Here is a 16,970-nt window from a genome sequence, read left to right as displayed (position 1 = left end):
GCTAATTCGTCAGCGCTTAGTTACTCAGAAAGAGTGGCTAGCAAAAACTCGACAAAGGTTCTGTTCTTCAATGACAGTTGCTTGGTCTTGTACAGTAAGTGAATCGGTTTTGGTAACGGTGCCATGCCGGGTAAGATCTCCAATAGCATCCCACGCTCAATTTCTTCTGCGACTAAGATAGTTGGTTGCAACAAAACGCCCACGCCTTGTAGGGCGGCATATCGCAATACATCCCCATTATTTGACATCAAACGCGCACACCCTTTATTCGGTGCGGTTTGAGTTGCTTGGTGATTCTGAGGTTCTCCGAGTTGAGGTTCACTATTTTGGATATGGCGGATGTGAGTATCACGTCCAATCACATCACGACGACTGCTATAGCTGAACCCAAGCGACGGGTGTTGTGCAAGGTCTTCCAACATGCTGATCTCAGCATGTTGGTTAAGGTATTCAGGAGCTGCGCAATAACACATCTCATAATCCCCTAAGTATCTTGCGACCAAGCTAGAGTCAGACAGGTCGCCAATTCGCACAATCAAATCAATGTCGGAAGAATAAGGATCGACAAGGTCGTTGTTCAACACGAGTTCGACGTTGATTGTTGGGTGATTCGCGAGAAACTTCGCCACTATCGGGGCAAGTACCTTGTTTCCATAGGTGACCGGGCAGTTTATTTTTACCGTGCCTTGGGGCTGATTTTCTAAGGCTTGAATCAGGTTTTCAGCATTGCTGATGTCTTCGATAATTCGCTTACATTCCCGATAGTAAAGCTGACCAGAATCGGTTAATGATTGCTTACGTGTGGTGCGATGAATCAACTGAGAGTTGAGGCTTGTTTCAAGATAGTGAACATGTTTACTGATCATGGTCGCCGACAAGTTGAAGTGGTTTGCGGCACTGCGAAAGCTGCCTTGCTCGACCACGTAAACGAAGACCTTCATGCTGGTTAACTTGTCCATTAAACACTCTCAGTTGATAAACAATAAACAAAAGGTGAGTTTATCAATTATTAGGGGTTAATTATATTAATGGCAAACCGATAATTAACTAAAATAAGAGCGTGAAATGCCTCAAATGAACGAAACCATCTTTGTCACTGCCGAACTTAAGATTAAAGCGAACATTGAGCGTGATGTTGCTGTAGAAGCTATCGAACAGTTTTGCCGAGACATGCAGAGTGAGCCGGGTTGCCTACAAGCGATTGCAACCTATGATCAAAACCAAAGCGACCGAGTGATCTTGCTTGAGCAATACGCAAACCGTGAAGCAATTAACCAGCATTTTGTTATGCCTCATACCCAAGCGTTTATTGAGCGTGATATTACTGAGTTGGTTCAAGCGTTCGAAACGTAACTTGAATCAGCTGAAACAAAAAAGCAGGAGCAGTAAGCCATGAAGTGGGGAATACTAGGAACAAGCTTTATTTCAGGCGTAATGGCTGATGCGATCAAAGGCTATGCACAAAGTGAACTGTATGCCGTCGCTGGGCGCACAGAGAAAACACTCAATGAGTTTGCCGCGCAATATCAGCCAACATTGACCTTCAACAGCTATGAAGCTCTGATTGAAGATGATTCAGTCGACATCATCTACATTGCTCTACCAAACCACGTTCACCACGAATACGTAATTAAAGCCGCTCAAAAAGGCAAAGCGATTTTGTGTGAGAAGTCTCTGTCGGTTGATATGGAAAAAACCGAGCAAGCTCTGCAAGCGGTGAAAGCATCTGGTGTGTTCTTCGCAGAAGGTCTGATGTACCTAAACCACCCATTGATTGCCAAGCTTCATCAAGAGTTGGCTACAGGTGAGATTGGTGAAGTGCGTTCAATTCAAGGTTCCTACGTTGCGGCGATTGACCAGTTCGTGAACCCTGCGAGCAAAGGCGCGTTGTACAACCTGGGTTGTTACCCAATGTCGCTGATTCATTCTGTCGCACAACAACAGTTTGGTGAGAGTGTGTTTGATGATGTGCAGATTTCCGCAATCGGTCGACGAGGCCAAGATGGCAATATTTGTGAATCGTCGGCGATGATGCGCTTCAACGACAGCTTCACCGCGCAAATCCACACAGCAGAAGACTACGGTTTAAAGCATGGCTTTACGATTTTAGGCAGTAAAGGCTGCATCACTCTCGACACAAATCCATGGTTACCGACCGAAGAAAACTCATTCACTGTTGAGGTTTATGAAACGTCGACACGCGTAGTGAAAGTCGAAGCGCAAGGCGATGGCTTCCATTATCAAGTGCGTAATATCCGCCAAGCGGTTGAGCGAGGCGACACACAACTGGCTGCGCCAATGGCTAGTCACCAAGACTCTCGCGCAATCATGAAGTTATTGACCGATTGGGAACAAGCGGCGAGTTAAGCTTCTAGCGAACTCTCTTTTCGACTCATGTTTGTTGGCTATGTCAGCGATAGAGCATGAGTCGTTACCTTATATAACGCCTCTCCGATACCTCATCTCCTTTACTTTCTAGTGAACTTTGGCATTAGCTGCTAAGCAATAAATACTTTGCATTTGAAACCGCCACAGTGTCCAATGTCGGGTAATACGAAACTGACAGAAAAACCTTATTTTTTAAGGTGTTAAATAGGAAGGTTACTTCATGCGCAAATCAGATAAGAAGATCGAAAATCAAATCAGAGACGTATTAACTGACGTTTGTGAAGATACGTTGAAAAGCTACGATGGTTTTCTTTGGGTGACTCACGCCGTTAACTTCTCTTCTTTTCCACAAAGTTTGAAAATTGTCTGTGTATTCGACACGAATCAGGATAGAACGAACTTTTTGAATGGCGAAGGTCAACAGAATGTCTCTTCGTCTATCCAAAAAGCGTTCAACCAGGTTGGAATTCAATTGAAAAATATCGATAAGCATATTAGTTACGATACACAAGAAAACTGCGACCGTGACCATCAAGGGAAGTGGAATAAAAGGCTGTAAATGATTTTGATAGCCACCAGTTTGTTGGCCAGTTGGTATGACGTTCAGCTGTTTTTTCGTTTTTCGTTTCCCACTTTTAAGTTGTCTAGCTTTCAGTAAGCAGAGCATTGCGCCAATACTCGAGCGCTTTTCGGTGAGCATGACGCAGTGACTCGTTACTGGCAAATTGCTCACTGTCTTGTGCTGTGACAAGTGGCGCATGTCTATTGAACGTGTGCGAATCGAAGTAAAAGCTCTCTGAGATTATAATAGAGCCTTATATTGAGTGAGTGGAATTACGGTAAGAACTCACGACGTTCAAATTGAGAGTGTGATATCGACTACTTAATTTCTACTTTGAACCTCGTTATGGTTACTGATTTAAATCACCCCCTCCTAGATTGTGAAATTCTCATTATGAGAAAATGACACGCAGATTCCTGCCTGATCCCCTAACTTGTTTCACCCTCAAAATTAAAATCATAAAAATTTAGTTTTCTCTCAATATTCTGATTTCTAATGGGTATTCACAGTCTTTTGTTATGGCGAATGAAACGGAGCCGTTTGACGCTTGAACATTAAACCGTTCTAGCCGATACTTTTCTCGTATTTTGATTCCTAAATTGACACGTAAGTTGGCTGACTTCTCGTTTCGTACTTTGAGTAACGATTGTATCGATTAGGAAATTTAAATGATGAAAACCTACATTCTATGGTTACTAGCACTCATTCCTTCATATCTCTTTGCTAGTGGCTCTTTCGCTGCAGGCACCGCGATCGTGTTACCCGGATTACATGAACAAGGTGTTGATCTAAGCGACTCTCCAATGTCTGAACGTGATGTCATTGACCGGGAAATTACAAACAGTGACATCGTTTTTGGTACTTATTCAGACAAAGCTGACAACGAACAAATCACCGCGATCGGTTACATGTATAACCAGAAGTTGGAGATGAACTCGGGCTGGCTCGAAAATGATCTCCGTAACAGCACCGAATTAAACGGTACCAATTTTGAAGATTTCTTTCTTCACTTCTCTGAAGATTCTGTGATTGCAGAAGTAGATGAAACGCACGGTGAAAATACCCTTCTTAATCGCAAACCTATGATCGTTGGTTACACCGCGAGTGAAGACCATGCCGGTTTCTGGCTCTATCAAGCACCGCCTTGGGACGCCGATGTGTTTGAAAATTTTGATAACGGCGGAGCGCTTTATGTGTATCACTCCGAACCGTTCGATAGGCTGACGCTAAAATTCTCTCAATTTGCTACTGGCGGTAATTTTTGGCTTGAATATCCAACAGCAATCGATGCTCGTGGTCAGGTATCACAATGGGAAAAGTTGGACTTAAAGAAAGATAAAACGCTCAACATGAGTAAGAATCAGGCTGTGATTTGGACCCCTCCATCGGATTGGGTGAGAGCGACAACACATGATGGCAGCGGTACAAGCTATGGTGGTGGTCAGCACTTTGGTTCTACCTTTGTGCTTGATGGTGGACGTTTGTACGTGGTGAGAATTCGTTGGCAAGGCGACAATGCTGAAGACAGACCTCGTCTCAAAGAGGTTAAGCTGAAAAACAGTTTTCCAGTCGTCCAGTTAACCGATGCCCCCGTTACAACACTCGATGGTAAGGCGATAAGTCAGTGGCGTAAGATCCGCGGCTTTGATGTGTCAGCTGATCTCAACCAAGACAATTATTTGTCACAGAGTGAATATAAAAATCGTACTAACAAAAATGCGACCGCTCGCTTTCGTTGGGAGTCACGCGTTATTCCGTTTGGTCGAATGTGGAGTCAAAACTCTTCATGGGCGTTAACCAATGTTGCTAACTCTGACTATTTATCTGCGATGCACGTTTACTATCAAAAAAGTTGGGCAGAACAAGGTCTCAATGGCGCTTATAATGATGACACTAATAAACTGCTCGGCGAAAACCAGTTCTATGTTCACTCTGGCGGTAATATTCAGGAACTTGGTTCAATTGCAGGGTCAACACAAGCCGATGAACTCTACAAAACGCAGTTTTCTAACTTCTTGAAAATTCTCTCATCTCTAAATAATGATGCATTGATTGCTCTGAACATTGGAACCGCCAATCTACTTGGTCGAAATGGTCAATCTCATCTTGTTGAGGCTGGTTCCTTGTACCTCAGAGAGCATTATTTGTTCCCGTCTACAGGCTTTAGTGGCTATTCAGGTATCTCTAAATCTTGGGATAACTCTGCGCTAGCGTACGCTGACCAAAGTGTTATTTTTCAAGCAACCACACGCTTTGGTAAGGTGCAGTTTTTTGGTAACAGTGAGCAAAATTGGAAACACGACCAATACTCAGCCCTAGCGATTTACTATCTCAACCACCACACGCAACACAGCTATTTCAATCAATGGAACAATGGTTATGTCTATGGTAGCGAAAATACTACACCAGATAACTTTTGGAAGAGTGGGGTGCCAAAGAATATGGCTTACCAACCAAGCTCGTTGTTGGCGGTCGATTTAGGAGAGCCGGGCAATGTAATCCCTGATGGCTATGAGGCCATTCCGTTGATGCTGTCGACAAGCACACCAGTAGCTGCGGATTACACGATTGTGGGTGATTCATCGATGAATGAAGTGGTGCATGCTGATTTACCGAATGGATTGACTCATTTGTCGCCAACGTACACCTATTTCTTATATCAGTCCGAACGTTTAGTCGTTGCTGGTGGCCCTGAAGATATGGTACTTGCACGAGAGTTTGACAAGGGGCGAGTGCTGTATCGCACCGATTTCAATGGTAAGAATGTGAGTTTTTATGATGCGCCAAAACTGACTATTACTCTGGATGTTCCAATGAAGCCTGTAGATGCAAACGGCAACATCGGGGAATATGTGAATGAAATAGAGATTGGTGGTTATGAAGGGCTGTTCTTGCTCTATTAGGTAAGTTTAAGCGTGTGGAATGGAACAACGATATTTGGATAAAACGAATGAGTGACAGAAGGAAGAAAGCCTACGCGAGGTAGGCTTGCTTTTTGGTTACTTAATTGCAGTGCAGAAGCTGACGTCTGAATGATGAGTTTGTGGATCGTAGCTATGGTAAAGCTCGAAACAAGGGCGGTCTTCAGTTTCAATACCAGATTCAATGACTTTGCTCATTAGGTCATCCCACGCTTTAGCGTATTGGCCGATTTCGGTAATCGTTTGTCTCATCACGGCATATTGACCACCGGGAAAATCCTTCAACTCGATACCGTTAGGTACTTCGACATCCTCTGGCACCATTAAGCAAATGTCTGTACGGCACTTATCTGTCGGTGTTATTTCTGGATTGTCATGATAAATAAAGATACAGCTATTGCTCGCCAATCCTTTCATTCCTGCCCACTGATAAAGACGACCGCTTGGTTCTTCATAACCGACACCATAAGGGCCTGTGACTCGTACATAAGCAAGTTTTGATGGTTCGAAATGTTGCGTTTTCATTGTCATACTCCATGTTGAAAGTTCGGAGTTAGTATATGAATTGCCCCCGGTTATTGCGTTTCCATTCTTGCGCAATGAGTGTCCAATCTTGCTACTTCGTGTTAGCTCTGAAAATGCTTGGTAATCCACACAATCCCGAAATGCGGTAGGGGTAACACCAAAGTGTTGTTTGAATGCTTTGGCAAAGCTTTGAGACGATGAAAAACCATAATTCAATGCAATGTTGATAACGGGTTGTTTGGTCTTAAAAAGATCATTAGCTGCTGCTTCTAATCTCAGGCGCCGTATAAAGTCTGCCAGTGTTTCGCCTTGTATCGCTTTAAATGTACGGTGGAAATGGTAAGGCGAAAAGTTCGCTAATGTCGCTACTTCTGGCAGGTTCAAGGGTTCGTTAAAGTGTTGTTCAAGATAACGAGTCACCGGAATTAAGCGTTTACGATAGTCAACTTTCATTGGTTTACTCAATGTCTTTCGGTCTATTAATTAGAGCAGAGCGTAACTTATCTCAATCAAGTTTAAAAACTGCGATGTTGAATTTGAGATTGAATACGGAAATGACGAACGTTGGAAATATCGGCAAGCTGTAGACGGAATACAGTCATTGAATGAGCCGAAAGCGACCACAGTAAATGAAGCACCAAAGTGTAGCGTTATTTTTACAATAACACCTTGTTCTATAAGATCTTTATTGCCCATTTCGTTGCGCTAAGTTGTTGAAAGCTTAGAATACTCGTTGAGTATCAATTGATAAAAAATAATATACCATCGTGTTGTTGGCGATATTTTCGGTGGCGGCCTATTTCAGGCTTTAAATCAATAATGGAGTGACGGTTGAAAGGTTTTTCTCTGGTTGTTAAATGGCCTGGTTGGGGCTGTGTGTTAAGGGAAACCTTAAGGTTAGGTTTACATGCATTGATAGGCATCGCTGGTGTGATCGTTTCATTTCTGTGGATTTTGACGATCTCGCCTTTTGATGATCCTTATTTATCCCAAACTGATTATCAGCGCCTCGGGGAACAAGAAGATTTGATGTTGGCGTTGCTTGGTTGGGCGGCGGGGATATATTTCTTGTCAGTGGTTTTGCTTTATTTAGCCCGTTTGTTTGTTCGCAAGAGTAAATCCTGAAATGAACTGATGGCTTATTGTATGGTTTTCATTTAGTCAGTGCGTGATTTCTAGTTATAGATCTTTGATTTTTATAAGTAAGTGAATTCTATTTATAGCTGCGTGATGTCGATGGATTGATACGTGAAGCCTATGGAATTTGCTGCGTTGAGCAGTGCCATTTTTGTCTTGAACATCCTGGGTTGCATCTTTCTATCTGATTCTAAGAAACTGTTTACTCCCCACTTACTGCTTCGAACCATTAGATAATAACCATCATTATTGGGAGAGTTAACGGCGACGGCTGATTCTAGATCACCACGTTTGAAGTGATGTTTAAATTCACGCAACAACATAAAAATTCCATTTTAGTTAGATAAAGAAAAGGGAGCTCATGCTCCCTTTTTTGTTGGCTGTTTAATTACAAGAATGCGCGGTATGGCAGTTCTGGGTCATTTTTGAAGATATCAGCAAAGCCACGGAAGTGCTGGTAGTGCATACGGCCTTTGTCTGTTGGGTAAGTGTATCGACCACCGACTTGCCAGAAGAAAGGAGCGAAGCCGTATTGGAGACGCTCTTTCTTCATGTTCCAAAGCATTTCAATTTCACGTGGGTCGTTTTGGAAGTTAGCCCAGATATCGTGGTGGAAAGGAACCACGACTTCACAATCCAAAGATTCAGCGGCACGTAAAATGTCTGAAGAAGTCATTTTGTCAGTCACGCCACGTGGGTTCTCACCGTAAGAAAGCAGAGCCACATCGATCTTGTGGTCGTTACCGTGTTTAGCGTAGTAGTTTGAGTAGTGTGAATCACCAGAGTGGTAAACAGAACCGCCGGTAGTTTCAACTAAGTAGTTCACTGCACGATCGTCCATGCCACCTAAGATATCAGTGTCTAAAGAAGAAGTGCCTTCAGGCAGTGTCACAAGTGCAGTACGGTCGAATGCATCAAGAACCTTAATATTGACGTCTTTGATCTTAATCTCGTCGCCAACTTTCGCGATAACACAACGATCTTCTGGCACACCCCATTTCATCCATAGATCAACACACGCTTTAGGACCAATGAATTTAACGTGATCGCCACAGTTTTGTAGAACGGCTGCCGCAACGTTGATATCAATATGATCGCCGTGATCGTGAGATGCCATAACTGCGTCGATCTCTTTAATAGCGAAAGGGTCCAATGGGAAGATTGCAGTTCGTAGGTTAGGTTGAAGTGCCTCAACGCCACCCATTCGCATCATTTGGTGCTGGTTTTTCATTTTTTGAACTGCTTGAGTTTTTTTACCAGTACCACACCAGAAGTCCATTGATAGGTTTGCGCCACCTTCTGATTTTAGCCAAATACCTGTACAACCAAGCCACCACATAGAAAACGTATTAGGTTGCACGACTGTTTGTTCAATCTCTTCATTTAACCATGTACCCCATTCAGGGAATGTATTTAGGATCCAAGACTCGCGAGTGATTTCGTTTACATTGCTCATGATAATACCTTTTATTTCACTAATTTGATTAATTTTGGATGTAGGGAGCCGAGCGCCTTAATTTGGATTAAGGCACTGAGCTGAATTTATTATTATTTGTGGGCTAGTCTGCCCTGTGATTTAAACTAGGATGACTTGCGTCCCTTGAGCTTCAATCTGTTTTACGACTTCTGGATTAGCGTTTTTGCCTGTGATGACTATGTCTATTTGTTTGGTGTTGCAAAATAGCATTCCAGTACGTTGGCCAACTTTTGAACTGTCGACTACGACAACAAGCTTATCGACCTGTTCTAGCATTTGTTGTTCAGCCACAGCCGTTAACATGTCAGCTTTATACAGCCCGGCGTCAGTTAAGCCCTTGCCGGAGGTAAACATCCAGTTTCCAGCGTAGCCACCTAATGAATTAGGGGATGGGTTTAGAAAGATGTTCTGTGCTTTGTTGTATTGACCGCCAATGATGATGACATCGTCATGATCTTCGTTGATCAAATAGCTTGCGAGTGGGAAGTAGTTCGTTACGATTTGAACGTCATCGCCACATAATTGCTGGCCCAGTAGAAAAGCAGTAGAGCCGCAGTTGATCACGATTGTATCGCCAGCGTCACAGAGCCCTGCGGCTGCTTGTGCAATCTCCGCTTTCTCTTCATAGAACTCAGTGCTGTTGATATTGAGTGGTGACCATTTTCTCTTTTGAGTCTCTACTCGTTCTGCACCATTTCGAATTTTTCTCAGCCTGCCAACTTCATCTAGTTTAGCGATATCACGTCTTGCGGTAGCAGGTGAAACACTAAATCTATCAATGATATGTGAGACGTTGATCGTCTGCATATCTTCTAATAGCGACAAGATGCCGTTATGTCTTTGTACTTCATTCATTTTTATCACTCTTTATGTCGTTGTGACAATTTGATGATTACTTTTGATTTGTTTTGATTCTAATAATCACCATCGTGATTGTCAAACTACATCGCTATAAAAATCAGACCTCAATCACAATGTTTTATAAGTTGTTGATTTTATTGATATTGATGTTTTTGTGTGTGATCCCAAGCTCAATTAGGCACATTCTGGGTGTGGTTAATTGATATAAATCAAAGTAATCACAAGTGAGCATTGAATGATTACTTTTGATTGGTAAAGTCTAGTTCGTGAGCAAAACTAGACATCATCACATCCTACATACCATTAAAATTAAAAATTAATCAGGGGTAAAGATATGGAATTCTTATATGATATTTTCTATATTTTTTACAGTCAGGTAATGACCAAAGCACCATTGCTACTCGGTCTTGTTACTTGTCTGGGTTACATTCTACTCAAGCGTGACGCAACAACTATTATCTCCGGCTCTATTAAAACCATCGTTGGTTTCATGATAGTGCAGGTAGGTGCAGGAACATTGGTAGCAGGTTTCAAACCGGTTATTGAGAAAATGAGTGAGATTCATGGATTGACGGGGTCTGTTATTGACCCGTACACCTCTATGATGTCGACTATGGAAACCATGGGTGACAATTACTCTTGGGTTGGATATGCCGTATTGCTGGCACTTGGGTTAAACATTCTTCTTGTTGCCTTCCGTCGTGTCACTGGTATCAGAACCATCATGCTTACGGGACATATCATGTTCCAACAAGCTGGCCTCATTGCCGTTTTCTACTTCGTGCTTGGTGCAGGTATGTGGGAAACCATCATTTATTCAGCAATATTGATGGCATTGTACTGGGGTATTTCGTCGAACATTATGTTCAAACCTACCCAAGAAGTTACGGGTGGAGCGGGTTTCTCTATTGGTCACCAACAACAGTTTGCGTCATGGGTAGCGACTAAAGTTGCACCAAAGCTTGGCGACAAAAATGACAGTGTTGATCACATCAAACTGCCTAAATGGTTACACATTTTCCACGATAGCATTGCAGCAACAACGTTAGTAATGACTGCTTTCTTCGGCATTATCCTTCTTTCATTTGGTCTTGATAACCTTCAAGACATGGCAGGCAAAACGCACTGGTTTATCTATATTTTCGAAACTGGTTTGAAATTCGCAGTGGCTATTCAAGTTATCGTGACGGGCGTTCGTATGTTCGTAGCGGAGTTATCTGAAGCCTTTAACGGTATTTCTCAACGTCTTATTCCTAATGCTGTTTTAGCAATCGATTGTGCAGCTATCTACGCATACTCTCCAAATGCAATGGTATTCGGTTTCATGTGGGGCGCTGTTGGTCAATTCACAGCGGTTCTTGCGATGTTAGCGTTTGATGCTCCTATCATGATCATTCCTGGCTTCATCCCAATGTTCTTCTCGAATGCCACTATCGGTGTATTTGCGAACCACTTCGGTGGCTGGAAAGCCGTCATGAAGATCTGTTTCGTGATGGGCATTATCGAAGTGGTCGGTTCAGCTTGGGCAATCAACATCTTTGCTCAATCGGGTACTGAGTTTAATGGCTGGATGGGCATGGCTGATTGGGCTCTGGTATTCCCACCTATTATGCAAGGTATCTCTAGTTCTAATATGTTCTTCTTCGGGATTTTAGCTTTGGCTGGTGTCTACATGTTCTTCGCTTCTAAACAGCTACGAGCAGAAGAAGACGCGGAAAAACAAGCTGAAACAATGACAGCAGTAACGCCAGAAGGCATTGAGATTGAAATTGCAGCACCACAACAATCGGCAGCAACCGCTGAAGCGCCATCGGTTTCCACAACTACAGAATCTAGAGTATCGGCGGCTGACCAGAAACCGGTTCGTGTCTTAGTGTGTTGTGGTTCAGGACAAGGTTCTTCAATGATGTGCTCTAAGAAAATCAAAGAGTACTTGGACAAGAAAGGCATCCCAAGTTCGACGTTTAACAGCGCCATTACTGATTACAAATCTCACCTTGGTTCATTTGACATCATCGTTACTTCAGTTGCTCTTGCAGCGAAGATTACGGGTTTGCCTGAAGGCAAGCAGCAGTTAGCGGTGAAGAACATGATTATGGTGAAAACTTTCGGCGACGAGCTGGTTTCTATCATCGAGACCAACTTCCACAAATAATTAGAAACGGCTCAGTGGTACATCACCACTGAGTCAATAAAAACAATTATATAAGTGAGCAATAACATGAACCTGAAAGAATCTCTTATCCAAAACAACTCTATCCTGCTGAACGCAAAAGCAGTTGATTGGAAAGCGGCAATTAAGCTCGGTACTGACGCATTGGTCAAGGCAGGGATTGCTGAAGAACGTTACTACGAGGCGATTACCAAGGCAATCGGTGAAGAAGGCCCTTACATCTGTATTCATGACGCGTTCGCGTTGCCTCATTGCCGTCCTGAAGATGGCGTGATTCGCACTGGTTTTGCGTTAACCGTGCTTGAAACGCCGATTACTTTTGAAGGTGTTGATGAGCCTGTTGATGTTCTGATCACGCTGGCGGGTAAAGACTCTGAAGAACACATCGAAGGCACGATGCAAGTCGCTAATTTGATTGAATTTGATGAAGACTTCTCAAAACTTCGCGCATGTAAAAGCCCTGAAGAGGTGGCGCGTTTAATTGATGCTGCACTGCTGCAAGCGGAAGCCGCGTAAGGAGGCAATTATGTCTAAATATAGCCAATTGAAACAACGTGTCTTAGACGCCAATTTACAGCTTCCTAAGTACGGTTTGGTGACTTTCACCTGGGGGAACGTATCGGAAATTGATCGTGAGTGCGGTGTGATTGCGATTAAACCATCAGGTGTTGAATACAGCAACATGACCGTTGAAGACATCGTGGTGGTGGATTTAGAAGGCAAGGTTATCGAAGGAAAGCTAAACCCTTCAAGCGATACCGCGACCCACCTAGAGATCTACAAAGCATTTCCAGCAACGGGCGGAGTGGTTCATACCCATTCACGCAGTGCCACTATCTGGGCGCAAGCTGGCATTGATATTCCAGCTTTAGGAACAACGCACGCAGACTACTTCTACGGTGATATTCCTTGTACACGCCGGTTGTCACACCTTGAAATTGCCGATGAGTATGAGAAGAACACTGGTCTCGTAATCGTTGAAGAATTTATGCACAGAGACATTGATCCAATGGCCGTGCCAAGCGTCATTGTCGCAGGCCATGCACCCTTCTCTTGGGGGAAAGATGGCAACGATGCGGTTCACAATGCCGTGGTACTAGAAGAGGTTTCTGCGATGGCTTTGGCAACTCGTTCATTAAATAGTGGAATCAAGATTCAACCAGAATTATCGGATAAGCATTATTTACGAAAGCATGGTGAAAACGCTTATTACGGTCAGCAGTAAGCTTGACCTTCAATCGTAACCGCATTAGTTGAGAGGACACTCTATGTATAAAGTGTTGGCATTAGATCTAGATGGAACCGTGTTGCAAGACGATCACACCATTCATCCTGAAGTGAAAAAAGCGATTCAAGAAGTGAAGCAATATTGCCATGTCGTGATTGTGACTGGCCGACATCACACAGCTGCACGACCTTACTATTACGAGTTAGGGCTAGATACACCGATCATCTGTTGCAACGGCACTTATGTTTATGACTATCAAACTGAAACGGTACTGACTCAAAACGCGATAGATAAAGACAAGGCGCTGACCTTTATCGATATGGCTGATGAGTTTCAGCTCAAAATGGTCATGTATATCACGCATGCCATGACGTACTCCCATTACAACCCTTTTGCTTACATGTTGGCATTGGAAAGCTGGGCGGAAACAGCACCAGAACAACATCGCCCTCAAATTTACCAAGTGGAATCATTCATTGAGACGGCTCAACAAGCCGAGCACGTTTGGAAATTTGTAGTAGAAGGGAACCAAGATTCCGTAGACCGTTTGATGCAACACCCATGGATAGAAAAGAACTTCAATGGTGAGCGTTCTTGGTCAAACAGAATAGATTTTGCTGCGATGGGAAACAGTAAGGGCCTACGCCTTGCTGAATACATTTCAGAGCTCGGTTATCAAGCCAACGACGTCATAGCTGTCGGTGATAACCACAACGATATATCCATGCTTAAGTACGCCGGACTAGGCGTCGCGATGCTCAATGCTGATGACATCGTCAAGTCACACGTTCAGTGCGTGTGCTCAACAGATAACAACCATGATGGCTTAGCCCGTCTAATACGTGAACAATTTAAAGGATAACAACATGACTAAACCAATGATTCAGATCGCTCTAGACCAAACAAACCTTCCTGCTGCCATTGAAGTGGCAAACAACGTTGAAAGTTTTGTTGATGTAATTGAAGTGGGCACTATTTTGGCTTTTGCAGAAGGTATGACGGCGGTTTCTACGCTTCGTAAGAACCACCCAGACCATATCCTTGTGTGCGACATGAAGACCACCGATGGCGGCGCTATTCTAGCGCGTATGGCGTTCGAAGCGGGTGCTGATTGGATTACGGTTTCTGCTGCTGCACACATCGCGACCATTGGCGCGTGTAAGAAAGTAGCCGATGAGTTTAACGGTGAAATCCAAATTGAGATCTACGGTAATTGGACAATGGATGATGCTCAATCTTGGGTTGATCTTGGTATTTCACAAGCGATTTACCACCGTTCTCGTGACGCTGAATTAGCGGGTGTGGGTTGGACAGAAGAAGATCTAGTGAAGATGCGTGCATTGTCTGAATTGGGTCTCGAACTGTCTATTACTGGCGGCATCGTTCCTGAAGATATTTACCTATTTGAAGGCATTAAAGCAAAAACCTTCATCGCAGGCCGTGCACTTGCTGGTGACAAAGGTAAAGAAACAGCTGAAGCATTAAAGGCTCAGATCAATCGTTACTGGAACTAAGGTAGGGGCGTTATGTATCAAAACTTGTTACGCCACCGTGTAGGGCTTTATGAAAAAGCCCTACCTAACGAACTCAGTTGGGAAGATAAACTTAAGCAAACCAAAGAACTCGGCTTTGATTTTCTAGAGATATCGGTGGATGAATCAGACGAGCGTCGCAGCCGTTTAGATTGGAATGACGATGAAGTGTATGCCTTGCGTCGCCTTTGCGAAAAGTACGGCGTGCCGTTGCAATCGATGTGCTTGAGCGCGCATCGCAAGTTCCCCTTTGGTTCAGCAGATCCTGCGAATCGAGAACAAGCTGTTATCCATATGGAGAAAGCGATCTCGTTGGCTTACAAATTGGGCATTCGTACCATTCAACTCGCTGGGTATGACGTTTACTACGAGCCTGCGGATAAGGTGACCCATCAGAGGTTCATTGAAGGCATGAAGCTTTCAGCGCAATTGGCCGAAAGAGCGGGCGTTATGCTTGCTGTCGAGATCATGGATACTGATTACCTAAACTCTTTGAGTAAATTTGAAGTGCTGAGTCGAGAGATAAACTCACCTTATTTCACGGCATACCCTGACGTTGGCAACATCTCTGGCTGGAACTATGACATCGTGACTGAGCTGAAACTGAGTAAACCTCGTATTACTCAAATTCATCTCAAAGACACTTATCGAGTAACGGATGAGTACAAAGGGCAGTTCCGAGATCTGGTTATTGGTGACGGTGAAGTGGACTTCAACGCAATTTTTGAAACGTTGAAAGAGACTGAGTGCGTTGTACCACTCGTGATTGAGATGTGGGCCCAGGATGAGCGTTGGAAAGAGAATATTCTCACGGCGCAAAAGCGTTTGAATGAGGTTTGTGTTCAAACGGGCGTACCGATATTGTTCGACCATTGACCAGTCGTTACTAACTAACCCGTCGCTATCAACGACTAGCCAGTTTCTCTTCGCGTTCTACATGCTCAGAATAGGAAGAGAAAATGCAGCATATTGCCCCCAATATGCTGCATTTTTATAGCTATGTGATGCTTTGCTTTTTCTTCTAAATAGTTTGTTGCTTCCCAATAAATCGTGTTTAGAAAAAGCGATGTTTAAACAGCAATCGTCACATGGTCACGGCCTACTTCAGCCATCTGAACTAGGTAGTCTGTGTGGTACTTTTTCTTGATGGTGATTTGGCTACCGATTTCAGCAACAATCTTTACTACTTCTAACGCGTCTGAAGGATGTAATGAAGACTCTTTTGTAATTTCGATGTTTACGCCCAAATTTGCCAATTTAATGATGTCGCTAGAGTGCATGATGATGTCCAAGATGTTTGATTTTCGTGGACTATATCATCTTCAATTTATGCAACTCTACTTGGTTTAAGTAAAAATGGGTGAGATGTGCTCAAAATATGATTTCAATAGTAAAACAACGGCTTTTATTGCATCACTTCGTTTAATTGTCGGATTGTTGAATAAGATCATATTAAGGCGATCATGAATAGGTTTTATGTATGGTGATTAGTAGTATGAGTCTCAAAACAAGACGAGAGATTGAGGATGCCAAAGTTAGATAAATATAAAGGAATTATTTTTGATCTCGACGGAACGTTGGTCAATTCTATGGTGGCGCACGCCCATGCATGGAAACAGACTTGCACGAAGTTTGATATTCCCTACGAAAAAGAGTGGTTGGATCAACTTGGTGGGATGCCATCACGAAAGGTCACTCAAGAGATCCTCAAGCGTTATGATCTAGCCCTTGATGCTCAACAAATTACTTCGGACAAAATCGCTAACTTTGAGGCTATTGAGCACAAAGGGGATGTTATTCCAGAAACCTATGCACTCTTACAGCAACAGTATCAGTTGAAAAAGATAGGTATCGGCACTGGCGCTCAGGCAAAACATGCAAGAGCAACCCTAAAGACGACTGACATCCCATCAATGATACGCACGATTGTCACTTCGGATGACGTAGAGAATCATAAGCCAAACCCAGATACGTTTTTGAAAGTTGCTAGCCAGTTAGAGCTCGACCCGAGCGATTGTGTGGTGTTTGAAGATACGATCATTGGTCAGCACGCGGCGACATCGGCAGGCATGGATTGCTACATGGTTGAAAACGGACAGATAACTAAGTTTGTTCCTGCGAGCTAAACAGAATTTAACGATACAAAAATAACTAGGAAACAAATGG

At 43.4% G+C, this 16,970-nt stretch carries 18 protein-coding genes; 12 read left to right on the top strand and 6 right to left on the bottom strand.

All coding sequences use genetic code 11. The annotated features are described in order from the left end of the window. Positions 1-20: 20 nt before the first annotated feature. A complete protein-coding gene (locus OCV36_RS23530; RefSeq protein WP_135454315.1) occupies positions 21-959 on the bottom strand; it encodes a LysR family transcriptional regulator in 939 nt (312 codons plus the stop codon). Between the two features lie 106 nt (positions 960-1,065). Between OCV36_RS23530 and OCV36_RS23525 the strand changes: the two genes are divergently transcribed. The 4 genes from OCV36_RS23525 (at position 1,066) to OCV36_RS23510 (ending at position 5,853) form a co-directional block, all read left to right on the top strand. Next, complete coding sequence (locus OCV36_RS23525; protein WP_135454316.1) at positions 1,066-1,353, top strand: putative quinol monooxygenase; 288 nt, start codon at positions 1,066-1,068, stop codon at positions 1,351-1,353. Positions 1,354-1,392: 39 nt separating this feature from the next. Continuing rightward, entirely contained in the window at positions 1,393-2,367 is a 975-nt protein-coding gene (locus OCV36_RS23520; RefSeq protein ID WP_135454318.1) for a Gfo/Idh/MocA family protein, read from the top strand. A 241-nt stretch (positions 2,368-2,608) separates the two neighbouring features. After that, positions 2,609-2,947 (top strand): Fis family transcriptional regulator, encoded by a 339-nt coding sequence (locus OCV36_RS23515; RefSeq protein WP_135454320.1) that lies wholly within the window; start codon positions 2,609-2,611, stop codon positions 2,945-2,947. Positions 2,948-3,621: 674 nt separating this feature from the next. Continuing rightward, positions 3,622-5,853: a hypothetical protein gene (locus OCV36_RS23510; RefSeq protein WP_135454467.1), complete on the top strand. Its 2,232-nt coding sequence runs from the start codon at positions 3,622-3,624 to the stop codon at positions 5,851-5,853. Between the two features lie 96 nt (positions 5,854-5,949). Here OCV36_RS23510 and OCV36_RS23505 read toward each other — a convergent pair whose 3' ends face one another. Continuing rightward, positions 5,950-6,849, bottom strand: coding sequence for an AraC family transcriptional regulator (locus tag OCV36_RS23505; protein WP_135454322.1), 900 nt, complete (start codon positions 6,847-6,849; stop codon positions 5,950-5,952). A gap of 378 nt (positions 6,850-7,227) precedes the next feature. Between OCV36_RS23505 and OCV36_RS23500 the strand changes: the two genes are divergently transcribed. Continuing rightward, positions 7,228-7,521, top strand: a complete 294-nt coding sequence (locus tag OCV36_RS23500) for a hypothetical protein (protein ID WP_017072611.1) — start codon at positions 7,228-7,230, stop codon at positions 7,519-7,521. Positions 7,522-7,613: 92 nt separating this feature from the next. Here OCV36_RS23500 and OCV36_RS23495 read toward each other — a convergent pair whose 3' ends face one another. From OCV36_RS23495 to ulaR, 3 genes are all read right to left on the bottom strand, one after another. Then, positions 7,614-7,856 (bottom strand): hypothetical protein, encoded by a 243-nt coding sequence (locus tag OCV36_RS23495; RefSeq protein WP_017072610.1) that lies wholly within the window; start codon positions 7,854-7,856, stop codon positions 7,614-7,616. Between the two features lie 65 nt (positions 7,857-7,921). After that, the gene (gene ulaG / locus OCV36_RS23490) at positions 7,922-8,989 is read right to left on the bottom strand and encodes an L-ascorbate 6-phosphate lactonase (protein ID WP_135454324.1); all 1,068 of its coding nucleotides are present in this window, start codon (positions 8,987-8,989) and stop codon (positions 7,922-7,924) included. A gap of 120 nt (positions 8,990-9,109) precedes the next feature. Beyond that, complete coding sequence (gene ulaR, locus OCV36_RS23485; protein WP_017072608.1) at positions 9,110-9,865, bottom strand: HTH-type transcriptional regulator UlaR; 756 nt, start codon at positions 9,863-9,865, stop codon at positions 9,110-9,112. Positions 9,866-10,205: 340 nt separating this feature from the next. On the opposite strand from ulaR, the gene OCV36_RS23480 reads away from it, so the two are divergent. From OCV36_RS23480 to OCV36_RS23455, 6 genes are all read left to right on the top strand, one after another. After that, positions 10,206-12,026, top strand: coding sequence for a PTS ascorbate-specific subunit IIBC (locus OCV36_RS23480; protein WP_135454326.1), 1,821 nt, complete (start codon positions 10,206-10,208; stop codon positions 12,024-12,026). A gap of 66 nt (positions 12,027-12,092) precedes the next feature. Continuing rightward, on the top strand, positions 12,093-12,560 hold the full coding sequence (locus OCV36_RS23475) for a PTS sugar transporter subunit IIA (RefSeq protein ID WP_017072606.1): 468 nt from the start codon (positions 12,093-12,095) through the stop codon (positions 12,558-12,560). A 10-nt stretch (positions 12,561-12,570) separates the two neighbouring features. After that, positions 12,571-13,269: an L-ribulose-5-phosphate 4-epimerase gene (locus tag OCV36_RS23470; RefSeq protein ID WP_017072605.1), complete on the top strand. Its 699-nt coding sequence runs from the start codon at positions 12,571-12,573 to the stop codon at positions 13,267-13,269. A 43-nt stretch (positions 13,270-13,312) separates the two neighbouring features. Beyond that, positions 13,313-14,134 carry a pyridoxal phosphatase gene (locus OCV36_RS23465; RefSeq protein WP_102387943.1) on the top strand — a complete coding sequence of 274 codons (822 nt, stop codon included), beginning with the start codon at positions 13,313-13,315 and terminating at the stop codon, positions 14,132-14,134. A 4-nt stretch (positions 14,135-14,138) separates the two neighbouring features. After that, positions 14,139-14,786, top strand: coding sequence for a 3-keto-L-gulonate-6-phosphate decarboxylase UlaD (locus OCV36_RS23460; protein ID WP_102387944.1), 648 nt, complete (start codon positions 14,139-14,141; stop codon positions 14,784-14,786). Between the two features lie 12 nt (positions 14,787-14,798). Continuing rightward, on the top strand, positions 14,799-15,680 hold the full coding sequence (locus OCV36_RS23455; RefSeq protein ID WP_102551389.1) for an L-ribulose-5-phosphate 3-epimerase: 882 nt from the start codon (positions 14,799-14,801) through the stop codon (positions 15,678-15,680). A gap of 194 nt (positions 15,681-15,874) precedes the next feature. Here the strand turns inward: OCV36_RS23455 and OCV36_RS23450 are convergent, their stop codons facing one another. Beyond that, positions 15,875-16,084, bottom strand: a complete 210-nt coding sequence (locus tag OCV36_RS23450; RefSeq protein ID WP_017072601.1) for a hypothetical protein — start codon at positions 16,082-16,084, stop codon at positions 15,875-15,877. 246 nt (positions 16,085-16,330) lie between these two features. Here OCV36_RS23450 and OCV36_RS23445 point away from each other — a divergent pair, with 246 nt between their 5' ends. Further along, a complete protein-coding gene (locus OCV36_RS23445) occupies positions 16,331-16,930 on the top strand; it encodes an HAD family hydrolase (RefSeq protein ID WP_135454328.1) in 600 nt (199 codons plus the stop codon). Positions 16,931-16,970: the final 40 nt, after the last annotated feature.

The organism is Vibrio echinoideorum (genome assembly GCF_024347455.1).
GTDB classification, from domain to species: Bacteria; Pseudomonadota; Gammaproteobacteria; order Enterobacterales; family Vibrionaceae; genus Vibrio; species Vibrio echinoideorum.
This window is presented reverse-complemented; position numbering and strand designations above follow the sequence as displayed.